Origin of the sequence: Billgrantia desiderata (assembly GCF_900108215.1) — a bacterium.
In the GTDB taxonomy this organism is placed as follows: Bacteria; Pseudomonadota; Gammaproteobacteria; order Pseudomonadales; family Halomonadaceae; genus Halomonas; species Halomonas desiderata.
Window position 1 is genome coordinate 35,424 of sequence record NZ_FNVC01000025.1, and the last position, 23,502, is coordinate 58,925.

The 23,502-nt window shown below is 65.0% G+C and carries 28 protein-coding genes; 18 read left to right on the top strand and 10 right to left on the bottom strand.

The features are described 5' to 3' along the window. Positions 1-8: 8 nt before the first annotated feature. The 5 genes from ccmE to ccmA are packed head-to-tail and all read right to left on the bottom strand — an operon-like array spanning position 9 to position 2,872. A complete protein-coding gene (ccmE, locus tag C4S71_RS18435; protein ID WP_103970149.1) occupies positions 9-521 on the bottom strand; it encodes a cytochrome c maturation protein CcmE in 513 nt (170 codons plus the stop codon). After that, on the bottom strand, positions 511-750 hold the full coding sequence (gene ccmD, locus C4S71_RS18440; protein WP_103970150.1) for a heme exporter protein CcmD: 240 nt from the start codon (positions 748-750) through the stop codon (positions 511-513). The genes ccmE and ccmD overlap by 11 nt, the downstream gene beginning before the upstream one ends. Beyond that, positions 750-1,490, bottom strand: coding sequence for a heme ABC transporter permease (locus C4S71_RS18445; protein WP_086509255.1), 741 nt, complete (start codon positions 1,488-1,490; stop codon positions 750-752). The genes ccmD and C4S71_RS18445 overlap by 1 nt, the downstream gene beginning before the upstream one ends. Before the next feature lie 13 nt (positions 1,491-1,503). Then, positions 1,504-2,241 (bottom strand): heme exporter protein CcmB, encoded by a 738-nt coding sequence (gene ccmB / locus C4S71_RS18450; protein ID WP_176342800.1) that lies wholly within the window; start codon positions 2,239-2,241, stop codon positions 1,504-1,506. Continuing rightward, positions 2,228-2,872: a cytochrome c biogenesis heme-transporting ATPase CcmA gene (gene ccmA / locus C4S71_RS18455; RefSeq protein ID WP_086509256.1), complete on the bottom strand. Its 645-nt coding sequence runs from the start codon at positions 2,870-2,872 to the stop codon at positions 2,228-2,230. The genes ccmB and ccmA overlap by 14 nt, the downstream gene beginning before the upstream one ends. 204 nt (positions 2,873-3,076) lie before the next feature. On the opposite strand from ccmA, the gene C4S71_RS18460 reads away from it, so the two are divergent. After that, positions 3,077-3,556 carry a LexA family protein gene (locus C4S71_RS18460; protein ID WP_176342801.1) on the top strand — a complete coding sequence of 160 codons (480 nt, stop codon included), beginning with the start codon at positions 3,077-3,079 and terminating at the stop codon, positions 3,554-3,556. Then, positions 3,556-4,212, top strand: a complete 657-nt coding sequence (locus C4S71_RS18465) for an IMPACT family protein (protein ID WP_103970151.1) — start codon at positions 3,556-3,558, stop codon at positions 4,210-4,212. Before C4S71_RS18460 ends, C4S71_RS18465 begins: the two co-directional genes overlap by 1 nt. On the opposite strand, the gene C4S71_RS18470 is transcribed toward C4S71_RS18465, so the two are convergent. Further along, positions 4,173-4,844 carry a GntR family transcriptional regulator gene (locus C4S71_RS18470; RefSeq protein WP_103970152.1) on the bottom strand — a complete coding sequence of 224 codons (672 nt, stop codon included), beginning with the start codon at positions 4,842-4,844 and terminating at the stop codon, positions 4,173-4,175. The genes C4S71_RS18465 and C4S71_RS18470 overlap by 40 nt on opposite strands. Before the next feature lie 164 nt (positions 4,845-5,008). On the opposite strand from C4S71_RS18470, the gene C4S71_RS18475 reads away from it, so the two are divergent. The 13 genes from C4S71_RS18475 (at position 5,009) to nadX (ending at position 17,366) form a co-directional block, all read left to right on the top strand. Then, positions 5,009-5,590, top strand: a complete 582-nt coding sequence (locus C4S71_RS18475) for a chromate transporter (RefSeq protein WP_103970153.1) — start codon at positions 5,009-5,011, stop codon at positions 5,588-5,590. After that, complete coding sequence (locus tag C4S71_RS18480) at positions 5,587-6,117, top strand: chromate transporter (RefSeq protein ID WP_086509259.1); 531 nt, start codon at positions 5,587-5,589, stop codon at positions 6,115-6,117. The genes C4S71_RS18475 and C4S71_RS18480 overlap by 4 nt, the downstream gene beginning before the upstream one ends. A 125-nt stretch (positions 6,118-6,242) precedes the next feature. Then, positions 6,243-6,761: a tripartite tricarboxylate transporter TctB family protein gene (locus tag C4S71_RS18485; protein ID WP_103970154.1), complete on the top strand. Its 519-nt coding sequence runs from the start codon at positions 6,243-6,245 to the stop codon at positions 6,759-6,761. Continuing rightward, positions 6,762-8,264 (top strand): tripartite tricarboxylate transporter permease, encoded by a 1,503-nt coding sequence (locus C4S71_RS18490; protein ID WP_103970155.1) that lies wholly within the window; start codon positions 6,762-6,764, stop codon positions 8,262-8,264. It abuts the gene before it with no gap. 80 nt (positions 8,265-8,344) lie between these two features. Continuing rightward, entirely contained in the window at positions 8,345-9,322 is a 978-nt protein-coding gene (locus C4S71_RS18495; protein ID WP_160113413.1) for a Bug family tripartite tricarboxylate transporter substrate binding protein, read from the top strand. Between the two features lie 58 nt (positions 9,323-9,380). Next, positions 9,381-10,070: a fumarylacetoacetate hydrolase family protein gene (locus tag C4S71_RS18500; protein WP_103970157.1), complete on the top strand. Its 690-nt coding sequence runs from the start codon at positions 9,381-9,383 to the stop codon at positions 10,068-10,070. A 68-nt stretch (positions 10,071-10,138) separates the two neighbouring features. Then, on the top strand, positions 10,139-11,743 hold the full coding sequence (locus C4S71_RS18505) for a gamma-glutamyltransferase family protein (protein WP_103970158.1): 1,605 nt from the start codon (positions 10,139-10,141) through the stop codon (positions 11,741-11,743). Positions 11,744-12,209: 466 nt separating this feature from the next. Next, positions 12,210-12,941 (top strand): iron-containing redox enzyme family protein, encoded by a 732-nt coding sequence (locus tag C4S71_RS18510; RefSeq protein ID WP_086509262.1) that lies wholly within the window; start codon positions 12,210-12,212, stop codon positions 12,939-12,941. 105 nt (positions 12,942-13,046) lie between these two features. Next, a complete protein-coding gene (locus C4S71_RS18515; RefSeq protein WP_200825325.1) occupies positions 13,047-14,501 on the top strand; it encodes an aldehyde dehydrogenase family protein in 1,455 nt (484 codons plus the stop codon). Positions 14,502-14,542: 41 nt separating this feature from the next. Beyond that, positions 14,543-15,022 carry a GlcG/HbpS family heme-binding protein gene (locus C4S71_RS18520; RefSeq protein WP_086509264.1) on the top strand — a complete coding sequence of 160 codons (480 nt, stop codon included), beginning with the start codon at positions 14,543-14,545 and terminating at the stop codon, positions 15,020-15,022. A 128-nt stretch (positions 15,023-15,150) separates the two neighbouring features. Beyond that, positions 15,151-16,167, top strand: coding sequence for a 2Fe-2S iron-sulfur cluster-binding protein (locus tag C4S71_RS18525; protein WP_103970159.1), 1,017 nt, complete (start codon positions 15,151-15,153; stop codon positions 16,165-16,167). 30 nt (positions 16,168-16,197) lie between these two features. Next, positions 16,198-16,536, top strand: coding sequence for a 2Fe-2S iron-sulfur cluster-binding protein (locus C4S71_RS18530; RefSeq protein WP_103970160.1), 339 nt, complete (start codon positions 16,198-16,200; stop codon positions 16,534-16,536). An 8-nt stretch (positions 16,537-16,544) separates the two neighbouring features. Continuing rightward, a complete protein-coding gene (nadX, locus tag C4S71_RS18535; RefSeq protein WP_103970172.1) occupies positions 16,545-17,366 on the top strand; it encodes an aspartate dehydrogenase in 822 nt (273 codons plus the stop codon). Between the two features lie 73 nt (positions 17,367-17,439). On the opposite strand, the gene C4S71_RS18540 is transcribed toward nadX, so the two are convergent. The 4 genes from C4S71_RS18540 to C4S71_RS18555 form a co-directional block, all read right to left on the bottom strand. Next, positions 17,440-18,099 carry a GntR family transcriptional regulator gene (locus tag C4S71_RS18540; protein ID WP_086509267.1) on the bottom strand — a complete coding sequence of 220 codons (660 nt, stop codon included), beginning with the start codon at positions 18,097-18,099 and terminating at the stop codon, positions 17,440-17,442. A gap of 188 nt (positions 18,100-18,287) precedes the next feature. Then, positions 18,288-18,590, bottom strand: a complete 303-nt coding sequence (locus tag C4S71_RS18545) for a hypothetical protein (protein ID WP_086509268.1) — start codon at positions 18,588-18,590, stop codon at positions 18,288-18,290. An 89-nt stretch (positions 18,591-18,679) separates the two neighbouring features. After that, the gene (locus C4S71_RS18550) at positions 18,680-19,501 is read right to left on the bottom strand and encodes a creatininase family protein (protein ID WP_200825326.1); all 822 of its coding nucleotides are present in this window, start codon (positions 19,499-19,501) and stop codon (positions 18,680-18,682) included. A gap of 153 nt (positions 19,502-19,654) precedes the next feature. After that, complete coding sequence (locus C4S71_RS18555; protein ID WP_103970161.1) at positions 19,655-20,311, bottom strand: GntR family transcriptional regulator; 657 nt, start codon at positions 20,309-20,311, stop codon at positions 19,655-19,657. A 177-nt stretch (positions 20,312-20,488) separates the two neighbouring features. Between C4S71_RS18555 and C4S71_RS18560 the strand changes: the two genes are divergently transcribed. The 3 genes from C4S71_RS18560 (at position 20,489) to C4S71_RS18570 (ending at position 23,300) form a co-directional block, all read left to right on the top strand. Beyond that, the gene (locus C4S71_RS18560; RefSeq protein WP_103970162.1) at positions 20,489-21,061 is read left to right on the top strand and encodes a chromate transporter; all 573 of its coding nucleotides are present in this window, start codon (positions 20,489-20,491) and stop codon (positions 21,059-21,061) included. Next, complete coding sequence (locus C4S71_RS18565) at positions 21,058-21,588, top strand: chromate transporter (RefSeq protein ID WP_086509271.1); 531 nt, start codon at positions 21,058-21,060, stop codon at positions 21,586-21,588. Before C4S71_RS18560 ends, C4S71_RS18565 begins: the two co-directional genes overlap by 4 nt. Positions 21,589-21,818: 230 nt before the next feature. Next, positions 21,819-23,300, top strand: a complete 1,482-nt coding sequence (locus tag C4S71_RS18570; RefSeq protein ID WP_103970163.1) for a hypothetical protein — start codon at positions 21,819-21,821, stop codon at positions 23,298-23,300. The last annotated feature ends 202 nt before the right edge of the window (positions 23,301-23,502 follow it).

Here is a 23,502-nt window from a genome sequence, read left to right on the forward strand (position 1 = left end):
ACTCCGGCTCAGTACTGGCTCGCGCCTTCTTGCGCCTCGCTCTCTTCGATGCGCTTGGCCACCTTGGCGGCCTTCTGCTGGAAGTCGGCGGGGGAATAGCCGGCGGCTTCGAGCGCCTCGGCCACCTCGGGGGGCATGTAGTTCTCGTCGTGACGTGCCAGCACCTGGTCGGCCTTGATGTAGCCGTCGCGCTGCAGCTGGCCGACCACCACCACGCCCTGCCCTTCGCGGAACAGGTCGGGCAGGATGCCGCTGTAGTGGACGCGCACGTCCTCGACATAATCGGTGACGGTGAACTCCACGTCCAGACTATCCGGATTACGCACCACACTGCCTTCCCGCACCATGCCGCCGGCGCGAATCTGACGTTCGTAGGGGGCGTCGCCGGCGGCGATCTGGATCGGACTGAAGAACAGGTTGATGTTGGCCCGCAGGGCATAGAGCGTCAGCCCCACGGCGATGGCCGCAAGCGACACCAGGCCGAGGAACATGAACAGCTTCTGTTTGCGTTTAGGCGTCATTGGTGCATCCACCCTTGCTAGTTTGAATCGGTTGCGACGCGGCGGCGGGTGCGCTCTGGCGCGCCTCGCGGCGAGCGCGACGCTGCAGCTGTCTCAGCAGCTGGCGGCGCTCGGCGCGAGCATGAAAGACGATGCCCAGCAGCAGGGCAGCGGTCAGGCCCCAGGCCGACCAGACGTAAGGGGCGTGCCCACCCATGGCGAGCAGTTCCTGGAAGGTGTCGAATGCCATCAGTTCGCCTCCTCGACCAGCTCACGCACCCAGCGCTTGTTGGATTCGCGGCGCAGGATCTCGCTGCGCGTGCGCGTCAGCACCAGCGCGATGAAGAAGCTGTAGAACCCCAGCACCATGATCAGCAGCGGCAGCCACATCTCCATCGGCATGCCGACACGCCCGGTGATGGTGAAGGTGGCCGGCTGATGCAGGGTGTACCACCACTCCACCGAGTACTTGATGATCGGAATGTTGATGACGCCGACCATGGCCAGCACCGAGGCGGCGCGGGAGGCGCTGTCGCGGCTGGCGAAGGCGCCACGCAGGGCGATCACGCCGAGATAGAGGAACAGCAGGATCAGCATCGAGGTGAGGCGCGCGTCCCACATCCACCAGGTGCCCCAGGTCGGCACGCCCCACACCGCGCCGGAGAACAGCGCGATGAAGGTCATGGCAGCGCCCAGCGGCGCCATCACGGTGGCGGCCATGTCGGCGATCTTGATCTTCCAGACCATGAACACCAACCCCGTGATCGCCATGGAGACGAAGATCGACTGAGCGAGGAAGGCCGCCGGCACGTGCACGTAGATGATACGGAAGCTGTTGCCCTGCTGGTAGTCGGCCGGGGCGAAAGCCAGCCCCCAGATGGTACCGGTGACGATGAGGATCAGCGCCGCCGCCCAGAACCAGGGCTGCAGCCTCGCGCTGATGGCGTAGAACCACTTGGGGGAACGCAGCTTGTTAATGAAGGCCCACATGCCTTTCAACCTCTCAACCGTTGATACTGATGCGCAGCGACGCCGCGATTGCCAGCGGCGCAAGACTCAGGGCCAGCGCCAGCAGCGCGCCGAGAATCGCCAGATGCGCCAGTACGCCATCGCCGAGGATGGCCGCCTGGACGGCCCCGGCGCCGAAGATCAGCACCGGGATGTAAAGGGGCAGCACCAACAGCGACAGCAGTACACCGCCGCGGGAAAGCCCCACCGTCAGCGCCGCTCCGATGGCACCGATCAGGCTGAGACTGGCGCTTCCCAGCGCCAGGGAAATGGCTAACACTACATAGCTGCCTGCCGGCAGCGACAGCATGATACCGAGCACCGGCGCCATCAGCGCCAGAGGCAGACCGGTCAGCAGCCAGTGCACGGCGACCTTGGCCAGCGCCAGCAGCGCCAGCGGTTGGGGCGTCAGCAGCAGTTGCTCCAGCGAGCCGTCGTCGTAATCGGCACGGAACAGACTGTCCAGTGACAGCAGGGCCGCCAGCAGCGCCGCCACCCACAGCAGGCCGGGCGCAATGGCCGCCAGCAGTGCCGGATCGGGGGAAATGCCGATCGGGAACAGGGTGATGACGAGGGCGAAGAACACCAGCGGATTGAGTACTTCGCTGCGACGGCGCAGCATCAATACCAGGTCCCGCTTGAGCGTTGCCCATACTGCGACAGCGAGGCCGTCGCCAGGTTCCTCGCGCAGCGCTGCGGCCGCCTTGGCGAGCGAGTTCTCAGATGCCGTCATCGGCTCCTCCCCCGCCGAGGCGGATACGACGCAGCTCGGCGCACGGCGTGAGCTCATGGTGCGTGGTAACCAGCACGCAGCCACCGCTGCGGGCGTGTTCCACCAGGCGCCGCTCCAGTGCCGCCACGCCATCGCGATCGATGGCGGTAAAAGGTTCGTCGAGCACCCACAGCGCACGCGGCGTGAGCGTCAGCCGAGCGAGTGCCACGCGTCGCTGCTGTCCGGCGGAGAGCTGTCCGGCCGGCACGTCCTCGAAGCCGACCAGGCCGACCTCCTCCAGCGCCCTGAAGCGTGCCGCCTCGCCCGGCTTCTCGCCGCTGAGCGCCTGATACCAGGCCAGATTCTCCAGCGGCGTCAGTGCTGCCTTCACGCCCGGGGCGTGGCCCAGATAGAGCAGGTTGGCGAGAAAGGACTCGCGGGCCTCGCGCATCGGCCGCTCGCTCCAGAACAGCTCGCCTTCGTAGTCGGCCAGCTGGCCCGAGAGAATCTTGAGCAAGGTGGTCTTGCCGCTGCCGTTCGGCCCCTCTACCCGCACGATCTCGCCCGCACGGATATCCAGGTCCAGATCCCGGAACAGCCAACGGTCGTCACGTTCGCAGGCCAGGCTTTGCGCTTGTAGACGCAGGCTCAACAGCACTCTCCAGGAATGGGTGATTACGCCGGAAATGCTACACGGAAAGGCCTTTTGCCGCTACCGAACGGGGTGCGTCATGGCGCCACCCTTGCCCCAGGTCAAGGCAGCTTCAGGGCGGAGAAACTTGCCAGGAACGTAACGCCTGATATGATTCGAAGTACCTGTACATTTCAACAGGGTCGCACAGAGGGGGAAACGCCAATGCCAACGCCTTCCATGCACTACCTGTATCGACGTCCCAACCTGCCCATCGCCACCTCCTGGGCCAGCGTCGACGCCACCGACCTGGTCGAGGTGCCCCTGCTGGGAGATGTCTCGGCGGGACTGCCCATCGAGGCCTGCCCCAGCGGCGGTGCCATTCGCGCCCCCGCCTGCATGGTGCGGCGCAACACCTACGCCCTGCGCGTACGCGGCGACTCGATGATCGACTGCAACATCTTCGATGGCGACGTGATCATCATCGAGCGTCAGGAGAGCGCCGAAAACGGCGAGACCGCCGTGGTCCTGATCAACCAGCAGGAGGTCACGCTGAAGAAGCTCTACATCGAGAAGAACGGCGTGCGCCTGCAGCCGGCCAACGAAAACATGGCGCCGATCTACCTCAAGAACAGCGACATTCAGGTGCTGGGCATGGTCATGGGCGTGGTACGCCGGCAGGAAGACACCGAGCTGACCCACTGATGCGCTACCCGGTACCCGACCTCGCTCCCGGCGCCTGGCAGGAGAGCGTCATCGAAGTCGAACGCAGCCGCTTCATCGCCTGGCTCTGCCACGCGCCCGACGTGGCAGCCTTCGACGCCCTGCTGGCGGCAGCGAGACGCACCCACCCCAGCGCCAGCCATCACTGCAGTGCCTATATCGCCGGCCCGCCCGGCGAACAGCAGGCCATCGGCTTCTCCGACGACGGCGAGCCCGGCGGCACCGCGGGGCGCCCCATGTTCCAGGTGCTGGAAGGCGCCGGGCTGGGCCAGATAGGCTGCGTGGTGACCCGCTACTTCGGCGGCACCAAGCTCGGCACCGGCGGCCTGGCCCGCGCCTATGCCCAGGCCGTGGCGCGAGGGCTCGAGGCGTTGCCGCGGCGACAAGCGGTGGAACGCACCACGCTGAAACTTGGCGTCGACTTCGCCGGCGAGGCCGAGGCCCGCGCCTGGCTGGAGAGCCATGACGCGCCGGTGGAGCATGCCGAATACGTCAGCGACGGCGTACGTCTCACCGCCGCCTGGCCCAGCGACGTGGCGGTGGACCTGTCACCGCTGGAAGCCCGGCTGCGCGGCAGGCTCCAGCTGCTCGAGGCGACTCAATCCGGCGAGACCACACCACGTAGCGCCACCTCGTAGGAGCATCGGATATGGTCGTCCATCAGGGCCCGCGCGGCCTTGATGTCACGCTCCAGCGCCAGCTCCACCAGCTCGCCGTGCTGAGCGTCCAGCTTGGACCTCACCTCCGGTGCCTCCGGCGCCATACGCCGGTAGCGATCGAACTGGTCGTGCAACTGCTCGATGAATCGCAGTAGCCAGCCGGAGCCGCAGGGGGCCACCAGGGTTCGATGGAAGCGGGCATGCAGTTGTTCCCACTCCTCGACCTTCTCCGGGGCCATGTCGGCGCGTTTCAGACGGTGCGCTGCCGCCAGCAGTTCGGACTCCCATTCGGCATCGCCGAGGCGGATGGCGCGCTCCAGCGCCATGCCTTCGAGTTCGCGGCGCATCTCGGCGATGTCGTCGAGCTCCGCCCGCTCCAGCCTAGGCACCCGAAAACCACGTTGGTTCTCCTGGATCAGCAGACCGTAGGCCGCCAGGCGATTCAGCGCCTCACGCAGCGGACTCAATCCCACCTCATAACGCTCCTTGAGTGCGCTGATCGCGATCTTCTCACCAGCGGCAAAGCGACCGTCGATCAGGTCATGACGAATCGCTTCGAAGACCCGGCTGGAGGAAGTGGTTGCACTTCCCTTGCGTTTCGAGACTGCCATTCTCCCTCCCCCCTTTTACCCGCGCGGTTACCCGAAGCTTGACGCATCCTGAAAGCATAATCTACGTTTCATCGACAATAATCGATTTTATCCCAACAAGACGATCAGAGCTTAAAAAAGATGATAAATGAGCCTTTACCCACCATTCGCCATGGGTCGTGGCAATGAGCCATTCGCGGACGGAGCAGCAGAGCGTTCCTCAGAGCAGCCTGTTTTGGGTGTTTTTGCGTATCGGTCTGCTTGGGTTCGGCGGCGGCCCGTCGATGATTCCTCTCGTTCAGCAGGAAGTGGTCAAGCGCCACGCCTGGCTCAGCGACGAAGAGTTTGCCGACATCCTGGCCATCGCCAACACCCTGCCCGGCCCCATCGCCACCAAGATGCCCGGCTATATCGGTTACCGGGTCGGCGGCGTGACCGGCTGCCTCAACGCGGTGCTGGCGGTGATCCTGCCCACCATCCTCGCCATGATCGCCCTGCTCGGCATCTTCAGCCGTTACCGCAACGTGGCCTGGATTCATGGCATGGGCCAGGGCGTGGTGCCGGTGGTGATGGTGATGATGGGTCAACTGACCTGGGACTTTCTGCATAAGGCGCAACTCGTCCTGGGCTGGCTCGTCAGCCTGGCCATGGCAGCAGTGGCCGGTGCACTGATCTATGTCATCGGCGTGCACCCCGGTTGGGTGATCGGCGGCATTCTGGTGGCGGCGCTGCTGCGCCCCACCCGCAAGCAGGAGGCCGCCTCATGATCTATTGGGAGCTGTTCCTGGCCTTCTTCATCCCCAACATCATCGGCTATGGCGGTGGCCCCGCCATCATCCCGCTGGTCGAGGCCGAAGTGGTCGGTCGTCATGGCTGGATGGGCGCCCAGGAGTTCGCCGAGACCCTGGCGCTGGGCAACGCGCTACCCGGCCCCATCGCCACCAAGATGGCCGGCTACGTGGGCTACGACGTGGCCGGCGTGGGCGGCGCCATCGTCGCCGTGTTCGCCACCGTGGTGCCGTCGCTGCTGCTCATGCTGGGCGCCCTGGGGTTGCTCTACCGTCACCGCCACTCACCGCGGGTCAAGTGCATGAGCCAGTGGGTGCGTCCGGTGATCGCGCTGATGATGGCCTGGCTGACCTGGAGTTTCTTCATGGAAGGGCTCCACGGTGCCGGAGTGCTTCACACCCTGCTCATTGGCACGGCATCCGCCGTGGCCTTGCTGCGGTTCCGCGCCCATCCGGCCTTCGTGGTCCTTGGCGCACTGATATATGGAGGACTGTTCCTGGGCTGAGCTCCGACTCGATGACGTCCACCGCCGGCGTCTCCTCATCCAACAATACAACGAGGACGACATCATGAAGACCTACACGCCAGGTACTCACACATGCCACAGCCCGTGTGCTGACGGAGGGCAGCATGTCGACCAAGGATAATCAGCACATCGACCCCACCCTGGATCTCTATTCCGGCGCCCTGTTCACGGCGATCGGCCTGGGCGCCATGATCACTGCACGCAACTACCCGATGGGCAGCATCGATCGCATGGGCCCGGGGTTCTTCCCCATGGTGCTCGGCGCCATCATGGCCGTTCTCGGCATCGTGCTGGTGTTGAAGAATCTCGAGGGATTTCGTCAGTCGTATCGCCGCCAATACGCCTCTCCCGCACCTGCCAGGGACGACAGCAGCCGGCACGACGGCATGATCCGGGCGGCTCGCTCGATATTGTTCGTGCTCGGCGGCATGAGCTTCTTCGCCCTGACCATCGAGCATATCGGCCTGCTGCTGTCGGTCGTCGGCCTGGTGATCATCTGCTCGTTCGCCGAGCCGGGCATGAAATGGCGCCCCACGCTGCTGCTGGCGCTGTTCATGGCAGCCCTCTCTGCGGCGATATTCCGCTACGGCATCGGCCTCCCACTGCAGCTGTGGGGTAGCTAAATGGAATTCCTCGACAATCTGGCGCTCGGCTTCGGCATCGCGCTGACTCCCGAGACGCTGATGTACTGCTTCATTGGCGTGACGCTCGGTACCTTCATCGGCGTGCTGCCCGGCATCGGGCCCCTGGCAACCATCGGTCTTCTGTTGCCCGTCACTTTCCACCTGCCCCCCACCGAGGCGATCATCATGATCGCCGGGCTGTACTACGGCGCCATGTACGGGGGCTCGACCACGGCTATCCTGCTCAACCTGCCGGGTACCGCCGCTTCGGTGGTGGTTGCCCTGGACGGCCACCCGATGGCGCAACAGGGGCGTGCCGGTCCGGCACTGGTGATGACGACCATCGTCTCCTTTGCCGCCGCCTGCGTTGCGATCGTCATCATCGCGCTGTTCGCGCCGCCGCTGGCACAGTTCGCACTGCGCTTCGGCTCTCCCGAATACTTCTCGCTGATGCTTGCCGGCCTGCTGGGTGCCGCCATTCTGGTCAACGGCTCGCTGATCAAGGGCATCGCCATGGTCATACTCGGACTGCTGCTGGGCATGGTGGGCCAGGACGTGACATCCGGCATGCCCCGCTTCACGTTCGGCAGCATCAGCCTGTATGACGGCATGGGCTTCGTGGTCGTGATCATCGGCCTGTTCGGTCTGGCCGAGGTGCTCAACAACGTGGCCCTGGGTGAGAAGCGTGAGCGCTTCGTCGGCAAGGTGCCATGGCGCGACCTGATTCCCACCAGAAAGGATCTCCGCGACTCGGCCGGCTCCACGGCGCGCGGCACCGGACTCGGCTCGCTGCTGGGGCTGCTGCCCGGCGCCGGGCCGGCGATGAGCACTTTCACCGCCTACGCCGTGGAGAAGAAGGTGGCCAAGGACCCCAGCCGCTTCGGCAAGGGTGCCATCGAGGGCGTGACCGCCCCGGAGGCGGCCAACAACGCAGCGGCACAGACCTCGTTCATTCCCACGCTCTCGCTGGGCGTGCCCGGAGACGCCACCATGGCGCTGATTCTCGGCGCCATGATGATGCATGGCCTGGTTCCCGGCCCGCAGATCGTGACCGCCAATCCGGAGTTCTTCTGGGCCTTGATCGCCAGTTTCTGGGTCGGCAACCTGCTGCTGTTGATCCTCAATCTGCCGCTGGTCGGCATCTGGATCAAGATGCTGGCGATACCCTATCGGGTCATGTTTCCCGCCATCGTGACCTTCATCTCGATCGGCATGTACAGCCTGCACCTTGAAGTGTTCGATGTATTCCTCGCCGCCGGGTTTGGCCTGGTCGGCTATCTGTTCATCAAGCTGCGCTGCGAGGCGGCGCCGCTGCTGCTCGGGCTGATCCTGGGCCCGATGGTGGAGGAAAATCTGCGTCGTTCGCTGCTGATTTCCCGCGGCGATTTCAGCATTTTCTTCACCCGTCCGATCAGCCTCAGCTTTCTCATCCTTGCCGTCTTCATCCTTGCAATCGTGCTCGGCCCAGGCCTCTACCGGCGCTGGAAAGCCAGATACGCATGATCGAGCACGCTGCAACCAGCGCACGGCTCGACCGTGCGCCGTCACCGGCGAACCGCCCAATACCAGACCGGAGTAGAACAATGTCAATATATCTCAAGCCACTCATCACCCTTTCCGCCGTTCCCGCGCTCTGCCTGATGGTCGCAACCTCTGCCGCAGCCGACTACCCGGAGCGGGAGATCCGCCTGATCATTCCGTTCGGCGCCGGCGGCTCCACCGACATCGTCGGGCGAACCGTGGGACAACCGCTCTCGGAGCGCCTCGGCCAACCCTTCGTCTACGAAAACCGGGGCGGTGCGGGTGGTACCGTGGGAACGCGCTCCGCCTCCACCGCCGACAACAACGGCTACACCCTGTCGGTCGGCTCGACCAGCACCCATGCCGTCGGCTACCTCGTGCATGACAACGTCGGCTACCACCCCATCGACGACTTCGAAGCCATCAGCCTGATCGCCGAAACCCCCTATGTCCTGGTGGTGCACCCCGATTCCGACTTCCACTCGGTGCAGGATGTGATCGACCACGCACACGACAATCCCGGCGACTTGAACTTCGGCTCCGCCGGCGCCGGCAGCACTACCCATCTCTCGGCGCTGATGTTCAACGACATGACCGATGTCGATGCCGTGCACATCCCCTACGAAGGCAACGCCGAGGCCACGACCGCTCTGCTGGGCCAGGAGATCGACTACCTGTTCGGCAGCTTCCCGGCGGTCTACTCGGCGATCCAGAACGAGCAGTTGCGCGCGCTCGGCGTAGGCACCGAGAACCGCGCCTCTCAGCTGCCCGACGTTCCCACCGTCGAGGAAGCCGGCGTGGATGGCTACCTGGCCACCCTGTGGCTGGGCATCTTCGCCCCGGCGGACACCGACGAGGACATCGTGGCCAAGCTGCACGGCGAGATTGCCGACATGATCGAGAATGACGACGCCGTTCGCGAGGCGCTTCGCGACAACGGCGCCGAGCCGGTCTTCAGCGATTCGCCCGAGGAGTTCGTGGCGCTGATCGAGTCCGAGATCGAACGCTATCGCGAAATCGTCGACAACATCGATGAATGACAGCCAGCCACCGTGCCCGTCGATGCTCGACGGGCACTTTTTCAGCAAGGAGCCTCTGATGAGCCAAGACAATTACGTTTTTTCTCCCCCCACGCCCACAGCGCTTCCGATCGACGGAGAAACGAGCAGCTTCCCGGTACGCCGGGTGTACTGCGTGGGCCGCAACTACGCCGCCCATGCGGTCGAGATGGGGCATGATCCGGACAAGGAGCCGCCGTTCTTCTTCCAGAAGAACCCCGACAACATCAACCTGAGCGACAGTTTCTCCCTGCCTTCGCACTCACAAGACGTGCATCACGAAATCGAGCTGGTCGTGGCAATCGGCAAGGGCGGAAGGAACATCGCCCTCGAGGAGGCGATGTCCCATGTCTACGGCTACGCGGTGGGACTCGACATGACACTGCGCGACCTCCAGAGCCAGGCCAAGAAAATGGGGCGCCCGTGGGAAATAGGCAAGGCGTTCGAGAAGTCGGCCCCCTGCACGCCGATCGTGAAAAAGGACGGCGTGGACGTCGAGAGTGGTGCCATCTGGCTCAAGGTCAACGGAGAGCTGAAGCAGGAAGGAGACCTCAACCAGCTGCTGTGGAAGGTGCCCGAAGTGATCGTGCATCTCTCCGCGCTGTTCGAGCTTGCCCCGGGGGACATCATCATGACCGGCACGCCGGCCGGCGTGGGTCCGGTGCAGAAAGGCGACAGGCTGCATGGCCATATCGACGGTGTCGGAGACCTGCATCTTGCGATAGTTTAAGAATCAACCGGTAAGACAAGGTCTAGCAGGCTGGTCTTTGACCGGCCTGCCACACGACAGGACAGCGCATGCCATTCGATCCTCACTACTACCCCTACCCCTCGCGCCGCATGGCAACCTACGGCCACCGCGGCATGGTCGCAACCTCACAGCCCATGGCCGCCCAGGCGGGCATGGAGATGCTCAAGCAGGGCGGCAACGCCGTGGATGCCGCCATCGCCATGGCCGCGGCCCTGACGGTGGTGGAGCCCACCGCCAACGGTATCGGCGGCGACGCCTTCGCCCTGGTATGGAGCGAGGAGCGCCTGCACGGGCTCAACGCCAGCGGCCCCTCTCCCCAGGCCATCTCCCGCGACGCAGTCACGGCCCTGGGGCATGAGGAGATGCCCGCCCTGGGCCTGACGCCGGTCACCGTGCCCGGCGCGCCCGCCGCCTGGGCCAGCCTTTCCGAACGCTTCGGTCGACTGCCCTTCGCTACGCTGCTGGCGCCGGCCATCGCCTACGCCGAGCAGGGCTATGCGCTGTCGCCGGTAGCAGGCCTGACCTGGCACCAGGCGTGGCTGCGTTTCAGTCAAAGCCAGGGGGAGGCGTTCACGCCCTGGTTCGAGCACTTCGCCCCGCAGGGCCGGGTGCCCAGGCCGGGAGAGGTGTGGCGCTCCGCCGACATGGCGGCCACCCTGCGCGCCATCGCCGAGAGCCGGGGCGAGGCGTTCTACCGCGGTGAGCTCGCCGAGCGCATCGACGCCTTCATGCAGCGCCACGGCGGCTTTCTGCGCGCGGCCGACCTGGCCGCCTTCAGCCCCGAGTGGGTCGAGCCGGTCGGCGTGGGCTACCGTGGCCACGAGATCTGGGAGATCCCGCCCAACGGCAGCGGTTTGGTCGCCCTGCAGGCACTGGGCATGCTCGAAGCCCTGGGCGAGCCGCCACGCGACCCGGTGGAGCTGCTCCATCGGCGCATCGAGGCCACCAAGCTGGCCTACGCCGACGGGCTGCATTACATCAGCGAGCCCAGCGCCATGGACACCGGCCCCGCTCAGCTGCTGGATTCACGCTATCTCGGCGCCCGCGCCGCGCTCATCGGTCACGACGCCCTGCAGCCGACATACGGCAATCCGCACAAGGGCGGCACCGTCTACCTGGCCGCGGCCGACGCCGATGGCAACATGGTCTCGTTCATCCAGAGCAACTACGAGGGCTTCGGCTCCGGCATGGTGGTACCGGGCACCGGCATCAGCCTGCAGAACCGCGGCCGCTCGTTCTCGCTCGACCCCGGCCATGTCAACGCGCTGCAGCCGGGCAAGCGTCCCTACCACACCATCATTCCCGGTTTCATCACCCGCCAGGGCGAGGCCGTGGGCCCGTTCGGCGTGATGGGCGGCTTCATGCAGCCCCAGGGCCATGTGCAGGTCGTTACCGCCATGCTCGATGACGGTCTCAATCCCCAGGCTGCGCTGGACCTGCCGCGCTGGATGTGGACCCGCGACACCACCGTGCAGGTGGAGCCGCACTTCCCCGACCATCTGGCCCAGGCGCTCGCCCGGCGCGGCCATCGCATCGTCAAGGCCAGCGACTCCCTGCTCTTCGGCCGCGGCCAGATCATTCTGCGCGACCGCCACGGCAGCTACTGTGGCGGCACCGAGCCGCGTACCGACAGCCTGATCCTGCCCTGGTAAGCGCAGCGGGCCTGCCCCGTGCAGGCCCGCTGCCTTCGCCACACCCACCTGCCCACTGAGCACGGCCGGCCTTCGTCCCGGCTGGCGGCCTCGCCTACGACCTTGGTATACCAACCCTTATGGTATACCGTGAACAATTCGAGTCACACTAACCTCACCGGCTCAGCACCATTCCTCTTGCCGAACGAAACAAACCTTTTTTCCTCAATGATATACAAGTAAAACCCAGCACTTTATCGAGAGAAGAATCCGCCCAAAGGGGAAAAATTGACCCAGGTCAGAAAAAGCCTTGACAGGGAGAGCGGTGGCAATCTAGGCTGCATTCATGGCTTTTGGTATACCAAGAGCCATTTCGAAAGAACCGGCCACGACCGGACCATGACGCCAAACAACACATGACGCCAAACAACAAGAGCGCGGCCTGCCGCAACAGGCGGCGCACGGGTAACCACCAGGAGTCCTCCCCATGGCACAGTTGATGAATCGCGACGAATTCCGCACCGCTCTGGAAGAAGCCATCAAGGGCAAGAGCGCCAACAAGGCACCGTTCAGCGTGGCCTGGGCCAGCGGCAAGCTGTCCCGCGATCACCTCGCCCGCTGGGCCGAGAACCACTACCACTACGTGGGTCCGTTCGCCGACTACCTGGCGTACATCTATGCCAACACCCCGGAAACCTACACCGAGGCCAAGGACTTCCTGCTGCAGAACATGTATGAGGAAGAGCTCGGCGGCGATCGTCATACCGACCTGCTGATTCGCTTCGCCGAGGCCTGCGGCACCACCCGCGAGCGCGTCGAGAACCCCGACAACATGTCGCCCACCACTCGCGGCCTGCAGAGCTGGTGCTATGCCGTGGCCATGCGCGAGCACCCGGTGGTGGCAGTGGCGGCGCTGGTGGTCGGCCTGGAATCCCAGGTGCCCTCGATCTACCGCAGGCAGACCCCGACCCTGCGCGAGAAGTACGGCTTCACCGACGAGGAGGTCGAGTTCTTCGATCTGCACATCGTCTCCGACGAGATCCACGGCGAGCGCGGCTACCAGATCGTGCTGGAGCACGCCGATACCGTCGAGCTGCAGCAGCGCTGCCTGAAGATCTGCGAGATCGGCGCCCAGATGCGTCTGCTCTACACCACCGCGCTGTACTACGACTACGTCGCCGACGATCTGCCCATCACCGAACTCGACATGGCGGCCTGATAGCCCCGCCCCTTCGGATGCGCCAGCCATCTGCCGGCCTCGGTGCCGGCAGCTGGCTGCCAACGCGCAATGGTGACAGCCAGTGACGACAAAGAGGTAAGCGTCTTGGATAACGCAACCCAGTTTCTCAACTATATCGACGGCCAGTGGGTCGCGAGCGGCTCGGGGGCAACCTTCGAGAACCGCAACCCTGCCGACCAGGACGACCTGCTCGGGCTATTTCAGGCTTCCGGCGTCGACGATGCGCGCCGGGCCATCGCCGCTGCCGACCGGGCATTCACGGCCTGGCGCGAGACGCCCATCTCGCAGCGCGCCAAGATTCTCAACCGCGCCGCCGACTATCTGATGGAGAACGTTGAGCAGTTCGCCCGCGAGCTGACCCGCGAAGAGGGCAAGCTGCTGGCCAACAGCCGCGACGAGGTGACCCGCTCGGCCCAGACCCTGCGCTTCTACGCGGTGGAAGGCCAGACCATCACCGGCGAGACCTTCCCCCAGGACGACGCCAAGATGACGGTCTATACCCAGCGTGAGCCGCTGGGCGTGGCCACCATCATCACGCCGTGGAACTTCCCGATCTCGATTCCGGCGCGCAAGATCGCCCCGGCTCTGATCACCGGCAACACCGTGGTGTTCAAGCCCTCGTCCGACGCCCCGCTGATCGGCTATCGCCTGGCCGAAGCCCTGCATCACGCCGGCGTGCCGGCGGGCGTGTTCAACTTCATCACCGGCGCCGCCTCGGCCATCGGCGAGGAGATCACCGCCAATCCCGTGGTCAAGGCGATCTCCTTCACCGGCTCCACCGCCGCCGGCGAGCGCATTCACCGCGCCGCGGCCATGGCCACCCGCACCCAGATGGAGCTCGGCGGCAAGAACCCGCTGATCGTGCTGGAAGATGCCGACATCGACACCGCCGTGGACCTGACCGTGAAGGGCGGCTTCTCGCTCACCGGCCAGGCCTGCACCGGCACCAGCCGGGTGCTGATCGCCCGCAGCCGCAAGCAGGAGTACCTCACGCGACTGGTGGAGCAGGTCAAGACCCTGAAGATCGGCAATGGCATGAGCGAGGGTATCCAGATCGGCCCGCTGGCGACCCGTCAGCAGCTCGATACCGTGCTCGGCTACGTCGAGACGGGCAGGAAGGAAGCGACCCACGTTTACGGTGGCGAACACCTCACCGAGGGCGACTACGCCAAGGGCTTCTACGTCACGCCGGCCATCTTCAGCGACGTGACCCAGGAGATGCGCATCGCCCGCGAGGAGATCTTCGGCCCGGTGGTCGCGGTGATCGAGGTCGACGGCTACGAGGATGCCATCGCCAAGGCCAACGACACGCCCTACGGCCTGGCCGCCGGCCTGGTGACGAAGAACTTCGATTACATCCAGCGCTTCCCGCTCGATATCCAGGCCGGCACGGTGAAGATCAACCGCACCACCACCGGCAACCTGGTCAATGCCCCCTTCGGCGGGCTGAAGCAGTCGAGCACCTCGACCTTCCGCGAGTCGGGACGCGCCGGGCTGGACTTCTTCACCCAGACCAAGACCGTCTATCTCGGCCGCTGAGCGCGGCACACACAACGACAACCCTGACGAATAGGTGACTCATGAAACAGGTATTCCGACTGGAACTGGAAGAAGCCAAGCTGATGGTGGAGGCCGCCAAGAAGCGCTCCGAGGAGATCGGCGTGCTGGAAACCATCTGCGTGGTGGATGACGGCGGCTACCCGCTGGCGCTGGAGCGCATGAACGGCGCTCGCGTCACCGGCCCGCAGATCGCCTGGAACAAGGCCTTCACCGCTGCCGGCCACAAGCGTTCCACCCACCTCTTCAATACCGCCCCCAACGGCCCCGCCCTGCCCGGCAACGAGGCCTTCGGCATTCAGTGGAGCTTCGAGGGCAAGTTTGCCGTGTTCGTCGGCGGCTTCCCCATCGTGGTCGATGGCGAGGTGATCGGCGGCGTGGGCCTGAGCGGCGGCAACGGCGAGCAGGACACCCAGGCCGGCCTGGCCGCGCTGCAGGCGCTGCAGGACCACCTGCGCGAAGCCGGCCACGAAGTCGTGGTCGAGGCCGACATCAAGAAATGAGCCCGGCCCAATGAGGTTGCGTCGGCAAGCGGCGACTGCCCTTGCCGACGGTCCCGACGAATCGCAAGCGCCGCCAGCGGCGACGACAACCAGGCCCTGACCAGACGGGTGCGCTCGAGGAGGTTGCCATGAGCTACCGTATTACCCTCTCCGACACTGCAGAAAGCTTCGAGGCCCAGCCGGGTGAGCCCCTGCTCGAGGCCGCCGAGCGAGCCGGTTTCCCGCTGGCTCATGACTGCCGCTTCGGCGGCTGCGGCGCCTGCCGCGTCAAGCTGATGGAGGGCAGCGTCGAGTATGACGAGTTCCCCTTCGGCCTGACCGAAGAGGAGGCCGAGGCGGGCTACGCCCTGGCCTGCCAGGCATGCGCCCAGAGCGACCTGACCATCAGCGCCAAGCTGCTGCCGGCGGGCCACATCCCGGCCGATTTCCACGTCGCCACCATCGAGCGGCTGGAGAAGTTGAGCCATGACGTGACGCACCTGGTGCTGCGCATTCCCAGCGCCAGCGAGGTGGTCTTCCATCCCGGCCAGTACCTCAACGTGATGCTGGACGACGGCAGCCCGCGCAGCTTCTCGATGGCCTCGCCCCACCGCGGCGAACTGTTCGACTTTCACATCCGTCGCGTGCCCGGCGGTCACTTCACCGGCCGTCTGGAAACCCACTATCGGCCCGGCGACACCCTCGACGTGGAGCTGCCGCTGGGCAACTTCCGCCATGACGCCGAGAGCCCCCGCGACCTGCTGATGGTAGGCGGCGGCACCGGGTTGGCGCCACTCAAGAGCATCATCGAGTCGCTGCTGGATGAACCGGGCCGGCCGGGCATCACGCTCTACTGGGGCGTGCGTCGCGCCGAGGATCTCTATCTCGACGAGCAGCTCAACCACTGGGCCAGAACGCTGCCCGACTTCCGCTACGTGCCGGTGCTCTCGGAGCCCGATCCCGAGTGGGGCGGCCGCCGCGGTTTCGTGCACGAGGCCGTGTGCCAGGACTTCGACGACCTGAGCCCCTTCGATGCCTACCTGTGCGGCCCGCCGCCGATGATCGCCGCCGCCAAGACGAGCTTTGCCCAGCGCGGTCTCGACGTCGAGCGCATCTACGCCGACAGCTTCAACTTCACCCATGAGCTCGAAGGCAGCGTCGCCTGACGCATCACCGGATCTAGCGAGGTAATCGACATGCCGGATATCACTTTCATCACCAACGACGGCAAGGTCGTCAGCGCTCCCGAGGACTCCAACCTGCTGCGCATCTCGCTGCGCGAGAAGGGCGGCATTCCGTTCAAGTGCGGCGGCGGCCTGTGCGGCACCTGCAAGTGCCTGGTCGAGGAGGGCCGCGAGAACACCGACGCGGTGAAGAAGAAGGAGGAGAAGCTGCTCTCGGCCGAGGAGCTCGAGCAGGGCTATCGTCTGGCCTGCCAGACCTTCCTCAAGGGCGACGTCAAGGTCTCCTGGGAGGAAACACCCAAGGGCGGCGCCGCCGGCGCACGGCAGGTCCAATCCAAGGCGGAGGCATGAGCGGCGCCATGACCAGCAGCGAGAATACGCCACGGGTCGGCCTCATCGGCTACGGCACCGCCGGCAGGGACGTCGCCGAGGCCATCCTCGGCGGCCAGGCGGGCAACAGCCGCCTTGCCGCCGTGCTGGTGCGTGACGTGGCCAGGTATGCCGACGTTGCCCTGGACGACGTCGTGTTCACCGACAGCCAGGAGGCCTTCTTCGCCTGCCCCCTCGACGTGGTGGTCGAGACGGCAGGCCACGATGCCGTGATCCGCTACGCCGAGACCTCGCTCGCCCACGGCTGCGATTTCATGGTGGTCTCGGTGGGTGCCTTCTGCGACCAGGCGCTGTTCGATCGGGTCATGGCCAGCGCCGAGCGGCATGGCCAGCGGGTACTGGTGCCTTCGGCGGCCATCGCCGGCCTCGACCGCATCGCCGCCGCCGCCCAGGGGCCGCTGGAGCGGGTCACCCTGACCACCCGCAAGCCGATCAAGGCGTGGCGCGGCACCTTCGCCGAAGAGGTGGTGAGCCTCGATGCGATCACTCAGCCGACAGTGATCTTCGAGGGCAATGCCCGCGAATCGTCCCGCGTGTTCCCCGAGAGCGTCAACGTCTCGGCAGCGCTGAGCCTGGCAGGCGTGGGCTTCGAGGCGACCCAGGTTCGCGTACTGGTCGACCCCACCATCGACAAGAACGTACATGAGGTATCGGCCAAGGGGCTGTTCGGCGAGGTGCGCATCGAGGTGCGCAATACCCCTTCACCCAGCAACCCCAAGACCGGCTACATCGTCGCCATGAGCGTCGCCCGGGCGCTGAAGAACCTCTCCTCGCCGCTGGTCATCGGCTAGGCACGCCAGCCCCCTACGAACGAAACCGGGCGCTCGAGGGCGCCCGGTTCACGTTGCAATCTTGCTGGCCTGCTCAAACCTGGGAGTGGCTCATGTAGGCCTTGCGCGACTTCTCGAGGTGGATGCGGGTGAAGCTCTCGGCCAGATCCTCTTCGCCGCTGCGAATCGCGCTCAGCACGTCCTGGTGCTCGCGCAGCGCCTCCTTGGTACGCCCCGGCAGGGCGCTGCTCAGATTGGAGAAGGCGCGCACGTAATCCTTGAGGTCGACCAGCATCTCATGAAGCTTGGGATTGCCGGAGGCACGCCCGATCAGCTCGTTGTACTTGACGTTGAGCTCCACCTCGTCGCCGCCGCCGTTGTTCAAGGCCTCCTCGATCTCGGCCATGAGCTGATCGATCTCGGCGACGATGGCCTCGTTGACCTTCTGGGCGGCCAGGCGTGCCGCCAGCGACTCCAGCGATGCCAGGATCATGAAGACTTCGAGGATCTCGGACTGGGTGATCTCGTTGACCACTACCCCCTTGCGCGGCACCGTGCGCACGAAGCGCTGGGTCTCGAGGCGAAACAGCGCCTCACGAATGGGGGTGCGGCTGATGTTGAGCTTTTCCGCCAGCACCCGCTCGACCAGCCGATCCCCCGCCTTGTACTCGCCACGCAGAATGGCGTCCTTGAGGTAGGCGTACACCTTGTCTCGGATCGGGGAAAGGTCTTCCTGGGTCCAGGTCTCGGCCATCATTGGCTACCTTCGGCTGTCTTGGAACGGGGGTGGCGAAAGGCACATTTTACCATATCTGGACAGCGCAACGGTATCTGGTGCACGAGGGGCCAGGAACAGAGGCCATGCCGAACGCCCGCACCAAGCGGTACGGGCATTCAGCATGGCCTGTCATGGCTGGGCTGGGAACTGGTGTCGTGCTCGCCTTAAAGCGCCACCCTTTCCAGCCGCGCATCGATGCTGCCGAAGGTCACCAGCTGCTCGAGCTCGGCACGGGCCGCCTCGACGGTGTCGAAGCGCTCGAAGAATTTCAGCGGCACGCTGTTGGTCGTGCCCCCTTCGCCGGCTTCGACGATGCTGACACGGCCCTGGTCGCCGTCGACCTCGGCGATGGTGAAGTCGGCCTTCTTCTTGCCGTAGAAGAAGTACTCGTAGGCCTCGACGGGGGAAATGCCCTGCCCGGGCCTGGCATCGTATTCGCCCAGCTTGCTCGTCAGGATGATGTACATGTCGGGTGCCCTCTCTCGTGGTCTTGTGCTTGTCATGTCTTGCGCTTGGTATGGCGCAGTGCCTGTGGTCGTCCTGCAACGAGCAGGCCTCAGGTGGCAAGCTCCCTCTCGCCCCGTGCCGGCTGCGCGCCGGCCGGCTCCTCCAGCAGCGGCCGCAGGGCCGCCGACAGCTCTGCCAGGGCCTCCTCGACGATGGCCTTGCCGATCTCGAGGCTGGCCTGGGTGGCATCGCCGATGCAGCCGTTGCGGGTCATCTCCTCGTAGCGGTAGAAGCCCTGGATGGGGTTGCCCGGACGCATCCGCTCCCAGCGCCCACCATGCACGATATCGCCCTTCTCCAGGCGCTCGGGACGCACCAGGTGCGGGGCGAGGTAGTACGCCTCGGAAACCTCGCGCTCGCAGCTGTGTCCGAACAGCGTCGAGCCGATGTGCGCCTTCATGGCCTGCTTGGCGGAAGCCGTGGTCTTGGCGTAATAGCAGTCGACCTCCAGCTCCTGGGCGAAGCTGGCGCAGGCCAGGCCCAGGGTGCCCTGGTTGCCACCGTGGCTGTTGAGGAACAGCACCTTGTCGATGCCGTGGCGCTTGAGCGAGACGACCATGTCGCGCAGTACGGCCAGCAGGGTTTCCGGGCGCAGACTGATGGTGCCGGGGAAGTTCAGGTGGTGGGGGGAAACGCCCATGTTCACGGTGGGCGTGACGAGAACCTGCGGATACAGCACCGCGGCAAGCCGCTTGGCCATCTCGGTGGCCAACACCGCATCGCAGCTCTCGTTCATGTGCGGCCCGTGCTGCTCGTGAGCCCCGACCGGCACGATGGCCATCTTGACGCTCTTGAGCGCCTCTTCGACCTCAGGCCAGGTCATTTCCGTCAGCACGTAGCTTTTCATCTGGCCTGCCATCCGACTTTCCATCCCGCTCTCCTTCGGTGCCTGCGCGATGGAGCCTCGACGGCAGGCAGCCTGTTGTCATAAGGGTAAGAGTGTCACCAGACACTTGGTATACCATATGCCAACACTAGTCGAATCCCGCGATTCATGCAAAGCCTTTGAGCACCCTCTTTCGATCTAGCGGCAGCTGCGCATGGCCACCTCGCTGGAAAGCGTGATGTGCTCCTCGATCAGCGCCCGGGCCCGACGGGCATCCCGCGCCAGTGCCAGGTCGACCAGCTCCTGGTGCTGGGAGTCGAGCTGATGACGCAGCTCCTCGGCGCGCGGCGCCACCCTCCGATAGCGGTCGAACTGGTCGTGCAGCTGGGAGATGAAGCGCAGCAGCCAGGCCGAACCGCAAGGCGCCACCAGGGCATTGTGGAAACGCGAATGCAGGTGCTCCCACTCCCCCACCGGGGTGTGCTCGCCGGCCCGGGCCAGGCGATGATTGGCCGCCAGCAGCTGGGATTCCCACTCCTCGTCGCCATGGCGTATGGCCAGCTCGAGCGCCATGCCCTCCAGTTGGCGACGCATTTCGGTGATATCGGTCAGCTCCTCCCGGGTAAGCTCCAATACCCGGAAGCCGCGCTGGTTCTCCTGGCGCAGAAGACCATAGGCGGCCAGCCGGTTCAGCGCCTCACGCAGCGGGCTCAGCCCCACGTCATAGGTCTCCCGTAGCAGCGTGATCGACAGGCGTTCGCCCGCGCGGTAGCGACCGCTGAGCAGATCCTGACGCAGCGTCTCGTAGATCCTGCTCGCGGCGGTGGCACTGCCCTGCTTGAGGGTTTCGGTCATGGCGTGGCTCCCTTCATTTTTTTGGAATTTGGTATACCTATCTTGACGAACTGACAAGCTGCAATCTAATCTAGGTCAAATAATCGATTATTTCCAGGAAAAATACAACCATGTGCCATCTAATCGCATGATTTATCTGAAAAATTCCCTTTGGCTTTCATAAGGATTTTCGCAGACATGACGGCATCGCAACAAGGAAAGCTGTTCTTCTCCTTCCTTCGAATCGGCCTGCTGGGCTTCGGCGGCGGCCCTTCGATGATCCCTTTGGTACACCAAGAGGTCGTCAAGCGCCACGCCTGGATGAAGGACGAGGAGTTTGCCGACGTGCTGGCCATCGCCAATACCTTGCCGGGCCCCATCGCCACCAAGATGCCGGGTTACATCGGCTTCCGAGTCGGCGGCACGGTCGGCTGCATCAATGCCGTCCTTGCGGTGATCCTGCCGATGATCGTGGCCATGATCCTGCTGCTCGGCCTGTTCAGCCGTCATCGTGACGTGGCCTGGATCCACGGCATGAGCCAGGGAATGGTGCCGGTGGTGATGGTGATGATGGGCCAGCTTGCCTGGGACTTCCTGAACAAGTCGCGCCTGGCGCTGGGCTGGGCCGTCAGCCTGGTCATGGCCGCCGTGGCCGGCGTATTGATCTATTGGCTGGGCGTCCATCCCGGCCTGGTGATCGGCGCCCTGCTGGTTGCCGCCATGTTGCCGCCCCTCACGAAGCGCAAGTCGGTCGAGGAGGCGGCGCAATGATCTACGTACAGCTCTTTCTGGCCTTCTTCATTCCCAACATCGTCGGCTATGGCGGCGGCCCCGCCATCATCCCGCTGATCGAAGCGGAAGTGGTAGGCCGCTACGGCTGGATGAACGCCCAGGAGTTCGCCGAGGTTCTGGGGTTGGGTAACGCTCTGCCGAGCCCGATCGCTACCAAGATGGCGGGCTACGTGGGCTATGAAGTGGCCGGTGCCGGCGGTGCCGTCGTCGCCGTGCTGGCGACGGTGGTGCCCACCCTGCTGCTGATGCTGGGCGCTCTGGGACTGCTCTATCGCTACCGCGACTCACCGCGGGTCAAGCGCATGAGCCAGTGGGTGCGTCCCGTCATCGCCATCATGATGGCCGGCATGGTGCTGAGCTTCTTCAGTGAAGGCATGACCGGTGCCGGGCTCGTCCATACCTCGATCATTGCAGCGGTAGCAGCCATCGCGCTGTTCCGCTTCAAGGCGCATCCCGCCCTGGTGGTGGTGGGCGCGCTGGCCTATGGAGGCTTGCTGCTGGGCTAGACCCCGGCCATGGATTCATCACGGATAGCCATACTCGAAGACAGGAGAAAACGATGCGACGACCCCCGAGCTGAGCGGCCCCATGTGCGAAAGACGTCAGCACCGCTTTCGTGACATGCAAACCAGCCGCAACCGTGACTGTGCAAGAACCGACAAATACAAGTAGACGATGGGCCTCTCGACGCTAGCGGAGCCGCCATCGCCAAGTCTGACGACACGACAGGTGCAAAATGGAACAACTCGAGCAAATACAACTCACCGCCTCGCACTGGGTCTTCCTGCTGGTGATCCTGGCGATCTTCGTTTCCATCGGCTTTCGCAAGGGCGTCATCATCCCTTCCATTGCCGGTATCTTCATGCTCGGTCTGCTGGCCGAGGCACCTCACGACGGCGGCCTCAACCAGTTGATCTTCGCCGTTCAGGTGGTCTTCAGGGCGCTGCTCAATGCCGGCACCGAGCTGTTCGACATCATGCTGGTCATCGCCCTGATGGTGGCCATGCTCAAGTCGCTGCAGCATCAGGGAGCGGACCGTCTGATGGTGGCGCCGATGAAGAAGCTGATGGTGGGCCCCTGGACGGCCTTCTTCGTCCTCGGCATCACCATGTACATTGCCGCCGCCTTCTTCTGGCCGACCCCGGCCGTGGCGCTGGTCGGTACCGTGCTGATCCCGGTTGCCATGCAGGTCGGCTTGCCGGCCATCGGCGCCGCCATGGCGGTCAACCTGTTCGGGCATGGCATGGCCCTGTCGGCCGACCCGGTGATCCAGGGCGCGAGCCGTCTGACCGCCGGCGCCGCCGGCATCGACACCACCACGCTGGTGCCCTACACCCTGCTGTTCTCCCTGGTCGTGGGAGGCGTGGCCATCACCATGGCCTGTCTCGCCCTGCGTCGCGACATGCGGTCCGGTGTGCTCGAGGCGCCCAAGGGCGACGAGGTGTTCTCACCCCGCTCGGCCGGCGCTGCCGCCGTGCAGACCAATACCGTCAAGGAACAGGAGGAGCCCGAGGCCGGCCCCTATGCCCGGCTCTTCGCCATCGCCGTTCCGGTCATCCTGCTGGGCATTGCCGGGCTGATGATCTACCGCGCCCTGTTCATGCCCGACCAGGCGATTCGTGGCGGCGGTGCCACGGCACTGCTGGGCGGTACCGCCACGGTGTTGCTGGTGCTCTCTTCGTTCGCTGCCCACGGTCATCATGCGCTGGACGGCATCAGCACCTACACCCGCGAAGGGTTCTTCTTCGCCATCAAGATCTTCGCGCCGATCATTCCGATTGCCGGCTTCTTCTTCCTCGGCCATCCCGCGCACTCCGCCGAGGTGATCGGCGCCAGCGCGACCGGCTACCTGTTCGACATCGGTCACAACATCGGCCACTACATCGACGGCAACGTCTTCCTGCTGACCTTCGGCATGGCCTTCATCGGTCTGCTCTCCGGCATGGACGGCTCGGGCTTCTCCGGCCTGCCGCTGGTGGGTTCGCTGTCCGGCGCCCTGGGCACCGCGGCCAACGTCGACATCCACGTCCTGGCGGCACTCGGCCAGGTGGCGGCGATCTTCGCCGGCGGCGGCACGCTGGCGGCCTGGGCCTTCGGCGTGGCGGCCGATGCCGGCATTGCCGGGGTCAGCCCATCGGCGCTGGTGCGGCGCAACTTCGTTCCGGTCATCTCCGGTATCGTCGTGGCCTCGCTGCTCGCCGTGTTCCTGTTGATATAGCAACCGAGAGCCCGTCCAGGCAGTAGCCATCTCACCCGGCGTCCGCGACGCCGGGTGAGTTTTTTGAGCAGCAAAAAATAGCGCAAGGTAGGGTTGACGAAATCCGACAACTGGCACATGGTATACCATATGCCATAAGGCAATGCAGACGACACGCATCGCGCGTTACGCCAGAGCGACATGACAGCGCGATGCGCCATCT